The organism is Mesotoga sp. HF07.pep.5.2.highcov (assembly GCF_003666285.1).
GTDB classification, from domain to species: domain Bacteria; phylum Thermotogota; class Thermotogae; order Petrotogales; family Kosmotogaceae; genus Mesotoga; species Mesotoga prima.
Genome location: NZ_JFHJ01000194.1, coordinates 1 through 6,096, shown reverse-complemented (window position 1 = coordinate 6,096; position 6,096 = coordinate 1). Strand labels below are relative to the sequence as shown.

Sequence of the window (6,096 nt, the reverse complement as noted above, 5' to 3'; positions counted from 1 at the left end):
CTATCTGAAGAAGCTGGACGAGAACATCGAGATGTACACAAGGTCCGGCTCTGCGGGCGGTAAGAGCGTTGCGATTGGAGAGATCCCGTTCGCAATCGGTTATGCCCATGACATGGTAAAGCTTAAGGCCGAAGGTGCAGATATCACGATTACCGTTCCCGAGGAAGGTACGGGCTTCGAGATTGCATCTATGTCTTTGATAAAGGGCGGCCCGGATCCCGTAAATGCCAAGAAGCTTTACGACTGGATACTCACCGAAGAGGCACAGGCAATCATCGCAAGCTGGTACGTAATACCGGTTTCCAAGATCGCCCCAAAGCATCCGCTCTCATTCAGCATGGACGAAATCAAGACGGTTCATCAGGATTATGTCTGGGATGCTGAAAACAAGGAAAGACTGCTCGACCGCTGGACGAAAGAGATCGGCGGCGCTGCGGAATAAGTAATTGATTAGAGCAGGAGCCAGTCTCCTGCTCTTCTTCATTCTGCCTTCGACAATCAAGGTTACTCTTGGGGTGTGATCAAATTGTATTCCTGGAGAAAGCTCTTATCGTTCGGGTTCATAAGTATCGCTGTCTTCATTGCACTATTCTGGATCTTTGATACACTGAAGAACTCGTTTTTTGACGTTGTCAGAGAAAACCAGAGGCAGCTTGTCACAGTCATTGCGGAATCTGCACCAAGAGACGTGGAAACGGTGAAGGACTGGATAGTGGCCGTGAACGAGGAGTTCACAGAAGCCGAGATATTATATATAAATGGTGTTCCCGGCTGGGATGAACTGCAGGTTTATGCGCCTAACGAACAGCTGAAAGTCTTCTACGAATCCATCAGCAGTTCAGAGGACTTCGAAAAGGGGCTTGAAAGCGTCTATTACCTGGAAAACTATTACTCCTCCCTCGACTACACATTCGAGGAAAGGAATGTTTCGCTGGTGCTTGCACCACTAATAGATGAAACGCGTTACAATATGACCGGGTTCCTGGTTTTTCTAATGTCTGCGGAGGCCAGTGAGAACTACGCGAATCTACTGAACATCTTTATGTTTGGCGCTTTTGCTATCTTCGTAATCGTATTCTTTATTTCTAAGTTCTTCAGAGACCCGGTAATGGGGTACATTATCCTCGGTCTCTTCCTTATGGTAGCTATATTCGTTGCTTATCCGCTCTTTGAAGCCATCAGGTTGACCTTTCTGGCAGACGGAAAATTCTCCATGCAGACCTGGGTGACGATTCTTTCGTCAAAGCAATACCTCAGTGCGCTATGGGGAAGCGTGAAGCTCGGTATCCTTACTGCCTCATTCTCGACGATCATCGGATTCATATTTGCTTTTGTGATAAACAGGACTGCCACGAGGGGAAAGAAGTTTCTCAGCACTATGGGCCTTCTGCCTGTAATCTCTCCTCCATTTTCACTGTCTCTATCGCTTATTCTTCTCTTCGGTAGTAACGGCCTAATTACCAAACAGATACTCGGGCTGAAGGACTTCACCATTTACGGCCTTGGAGGCCTAACGGCCGTACAGACTATCGGCATGTTCCCTATAGCATTCATGACTCTTTCGGGCGTCCTGCAGGCCATAGACTCAACTCTGGAGGAGGCCTCTCTCGACCTCAACGGAAGCCGGTGGAAAACATTCTCAAAGGTTACGTTCCCTCTCGCGATTCCTGGGGTTCTGAGTTCCTGGCTGCTCGTTTTTACAAACTCGCTGGCCGACTTCGCAAATCCCCTGCTTCTCGCAGGCTCGTACAAGGTTCTTTCAGTCGAGGCATATATTGAAGTTACGGGAAGAAACAGACTTGGCCACGGAGCAGCTCTTTCAATACTCCTGCTCATGCCCACGCTGACGGCCTTCTTAATTCAGAGATTCTGGGTGAGTAGAAAGTCCTACGTAACTGTAACCGGAAAACCCTCTTCAAGACTGAGCGATCTGGTTTCAAAGCCTGTGAAATTCGGTCTTATAACGTTTATTGTTATCTTCATCGTCTTTATCCTCGGACTTTACGGAACGATTGTGGCCGGCTGTTTCGTGGCCAACTGGGGTATAGACTACTCCTTTACCCTTAAGAACATTACCGAAGCGTTGCAGAGGGGAAGGGATGCAATAGTAGACACTTTCACACTGTCAGCGGTAGCGACACCAATTGCAGGGATTATCGCGATGATGGCGGCTCTGGTCATTGTGAGAAAAAAGTTTGCAGGAAAGAGGGTGCTTGAAGGGCTTATTCTTGCCCCGTTCGCTATACCGGGGACGCTTATAGGTATTTCGTATGTCCTGGCCTTCAACAAACCGCCCTTAATCCTGGTCGGTACTGGAGCGATAATCGTGATCAACTACATAATCAGAGAGCTCCCAGTTGGGGTTGAGGGGGGCGTAGCAACTCTACGGCAGATAGATCCGGCAATAGAAGAGGCCGCGCAGGATCTCGGCGCTGATTCGACCACGGTCTTCAGGACTATCGTCTTGCCTCTGATTCGTCCAGCCTTCATTTCCGGGATGTCATACACCTTTGTCCGGTCAATGACTGCCGTTAGCGCAATCATATTCTTGATATCTGCACAGTGGTATCACATGACAGTCCTGATATACAACTTCTCCGAATCTATCAGGTTCGGCCTTGCCAGCGTTCTTTCTACGGTTCTAATAATCATCGTATTTGGGGCATTCGGGCTGATGAGGGTTCTTGTTAGAAAGAACGAATACATGGAAAAGAACGTAACTCTTAACTGACACTAGGTTTGTGAGGTGGTTTGATGTCAAAGACTTCCGTCTCAGTTCGAATAGAAAACGTAACCAAAGTCTTCAAAGACGTAAAAGGGAAGGCAGATGTTATTGCCGTCAACAATGCCAATTTCGAAATAGAACCGGGAGAGTTGGTAACCCTTCTCGGGCCATCGGGGTGCGGAAAGACCACTACCTTGAGAATGATCGGGGGATTCGAACTTCCCACGAAGGGAAAGATCTATCTCGGCAATGAAGACATAACCTATCTGCCGCCCAATAAAAGGGATACAGCAACTGTCTTTCAGAGTTACGGGCTTTTCCCTCACATGAACGTTTTCGACAATGTGGCGTACGGCCTCAAGCTAAGAAAACTCCCCTCGAAACAAATAACGGAAAAGGTAATGAGCACACTAGATCTCGTCGGCTTGAAGAATCTTGCCCAGAGAGCTCCCTCAAAGCTGTCCGGCGGCCAGCAGCAACGAGTCGCACTTGCGAGAAGCTTAATCGTGGAACCTTCCGTATTGCTTCTAGACGAGCCTCTTTCAAATCTGGACGCCCTGCTGAGAGAACAGATGCGAGTCGAAATAAAGCGCATCCAGAAGGCACTGGGAATCACAACGATATACGTGACCCACGACAGGGTAGAGGCAATGAGTCTCTCTGACAGGATAATCGTCATGAAGAACGGGTTTATTAGACAGATCGGCTCGCCGAACGAGATTTACGAAGACCCGAACTCCAAATTCGTTTCAGGATTCGTTGGAAAAGTCGCCTTCCTTCCAGTCGAAGTCCTCGAAATGAACGGCAAATGCAAGGTCAGGTTCGAAGACAAAACCGTAGAGGTTGGAAAGTACTCTACCGAGTTGTCTCCAGGAGATTCGGCCGTAATAATGGCGAGGCCTGAATCCCTCAAGCTGCTCGATCCCGGAGAAGGCATGATAGAAGGACAGGTGACAACTAATATCTATCTGGCGGAAGCCTCGAGTCCTTCGTTACAACCGGCCACGGAGAGATACTGGTGCAGATAGACAACCCCGCCGAAAAAAAGGTCTATGCCGAAGGAGAAAAAGTCTCAATCGGAATCATCCCTAACCTGGCCAAAGTTCTGCCAGACAACGATGAATAACAGATGCTGGAATCGTGGAAGCCCTTGATTGGTAGGCGTTGCAAGCGAGGTTCGGGGTAGGGGGTTGCGGGTTGGTAAGAGCAAAGGATCAGTTGCAAGATACAAGTTGTGAGTTGAAAAAAAGGCCGGGGTCAGAGGTTTGAGGATAGATGTAGGAAGATCAAGATTGTTCAGAGAATCTAACACTGCTTCATGCTGAACTTGTTTCGGGATCTGGGTTTTTGAAAACCGTGGCCGAGGTTAGCGGGTTGCACGTTTGAAAGACCAGAGTGAAACCGCATCACCGCTGAATGGCTCTGCGTTCGCCGAAGAAAAAGCTTGTTCCTCGTTCCGACGCTCCGCGTCCAAGTTCTTCGTTTTTGGTTAGAGCGATGAAGCAAGAGCATCCAGATTCCGACCAGGAGCTTTGTCTGAATGACGGCATTTGATGTTTCTTCACTTTAGCGCTTTCAACTTGCAACTTCTCTTCGAAGGACGGGTCCTTGCTCTTGGACGATGGACCAAGGACGGCTCTTTGCAGTGGCCAGCGGGTTCTCTGCTTTTAAGCGAGCAGCGGTTTTTTTCTTGCAACGTTTCTCAAAGCCGATACTTCCCTGAATTCTATTCTTCCAGTTTTTCTTCAGTCTCGACCCTGTTGCGACCTTTTCGCTTTGCTTCGTAAAGCGCCTTGTCTGCCCTGGCGTATGCCTTTCTGTAAGCGTCATCTTCGCACTTCAGAGAAGCAACTCCGAAGCTGGCCTCAAGATTTATCAAGGAGCCATCTACAGAAAACTCAGTATTCTCAACTATAGATCTGATCTTCTCCGCTACAGTTTTGGCCTTGCGATATGAGTCTGAGGGAGCAAGATCATGAACTCCTCGCCGCCCCATCTACATGTTTTGTCCACCTCGCGAAGATTCGCCGTCAAGAGTTGCGCAATCTCCTGAAGTATTCTATCGCCTGTAGGGTGGCCGAATTCATCGTTAGTTTCCTTAAAGTTGTCGAGATCCATGAGAATTACGCTTGCCCAGTTTTCATATCTACAGATCAGTTTTTCTTCTTCTTCGACGAGCTCCAGCCATTTCCTTCGATTGTAAAGACCTGTTAGTGCATCTAGATAGGCAAGCCTCTGAAGCTCTCTGTTCTTCTCCTCAAGTTCTTCTTGTTGTCTCTCTATTTCCATTTCCTGCTCAATGTTCTTCCTGTTTATATTCCATATTATGAATGAAAGAGACATTCCGAACAAAGCAAAACCAATGCCGTTTATCCTGTTTGTAAGGACTATGGCCCTATCATCCTGCAAGATACCTATAGAAACGCAGAAAGCGACCGAGATGATCCCGAAAATAATAGCCGCCGACATCGGGCGCAAAATAAATACGGCCCCCAAACCTATACACAAGAGTATGAACGGTGTGATATTTGTGGTAACTAACTGATCGATAGTCGCCAGAGCAATTAGCATTGAGGACATCAAGCCTATAAACGCATATTGAAAGAGTACACGGAGAAAACCCCTCCTGGAGTTAATCCTGAACTTAACCCAGAAAAAGGCTATTGCAAGCTGGGCAAAAGCCAGAATACCGTGAACCGTCATTATTCCCGTTCGCCAGACTGTTTCAGCATCAGAGGTTACATTGTCGAAGAAAAATACTAGAAAAAACACCGCATGAACTGGAATACTTATAAGGGATATATACAAGATCCTGCGCAAATTAATGCCAAGATATCTGTCAATTGCGGTCTCTTCTAAACCATTTTCAACTGGAAGATTCCTTCTGTCTAGAACCAATTCCGACTCCTCAGTCTTATCATCAGAATCAAGCAAGAAGATTCTATCATTTTCTGATTTCAATGCCGATAGTTCGGCACAGTTAAGAAGCTCCATAACCATTTATTCCACGGAAGCGCCGCTTGCTAAGACACAGTCATTAATACAAAGGGCAAAGGGAAGAATGAAAGCCGTGGTCGGGGTAGCGGGTAGGGGGTAGCGGGTTGGTAAGAGCAAGCGAAACGGGACCGCCGTTGAGTGGTTCTCCGAAGAAAACTGTTCTTAGCTCCAGAGCGAAGAGCAGTTCTTCGTTCCGACGCTCCGCGTCCAAGTTCTTCGTTCTTGGTTAGAGCGATGAAGCAAGAGCATCAAGATTCCGACCAGGAGCTTTGTCGGAATGACGGCATTTTACGTTTCTTCACTCCAGCGCTTTCAACTTGCTACTGCTCTTCGAAGGACGCGTCCTTGCTCTTGGACGATGGGCTTCTACTATG

Annotated in this window: 3 protein-coding genes and 1 pseudogene; 3 read left to right on the top strand and 1 reads right to left on the bottom strand. The window is 47.7% G+C overall.

Annotated elements, in window-relative coordinates:
- From BG32_RS04020 to BG32_RS04010, 3 genes are all read left to right on the top strand, one after another.
- The coding region (locus BG32_RS04020; protein ID WP_121526435.1) for an extracellular solute-binding protein at positions 1-442 on the top strand (442 nt) is incomplete at its 5' end.
- A 75-nt stretch (positions 443-517) separates the two neighbouring features.
- Positions 518-2,731, top strand: coding sequence for an iron ABC transporter permease (locus BG32_RS04015; RefSeq protein ID WP_121526433.1), 2,214 nt, complete (start codon positions 518-520; stop codon positions 2,729-2,731).
- Positions 2,732-2,754: 23 nt separating this feature from the next.
- On the top strand, positions 2,755-3,753 hold the full coding sequence (locus BG32_RS04010; protein WP_259459499.1) for an ABC transporter ATP-binding protein: 999 nt from the start codon (positions 2,755-2,757) through the stop codon (positions 3,751-3,753).
- 698 nt (positions 3,754-4,451) lie between these two features.
- Here BG32_RS04010 and BG32_RS16190 read toward each other — a convergent pair.
- Positions 4,452-5,014, bottom strand: a pseudogene (locus BG32_RS16190) (GGDEF domain-containing protein).
- Positions 5,015-6,096: the final 1,082 nt, after the last annotated feature.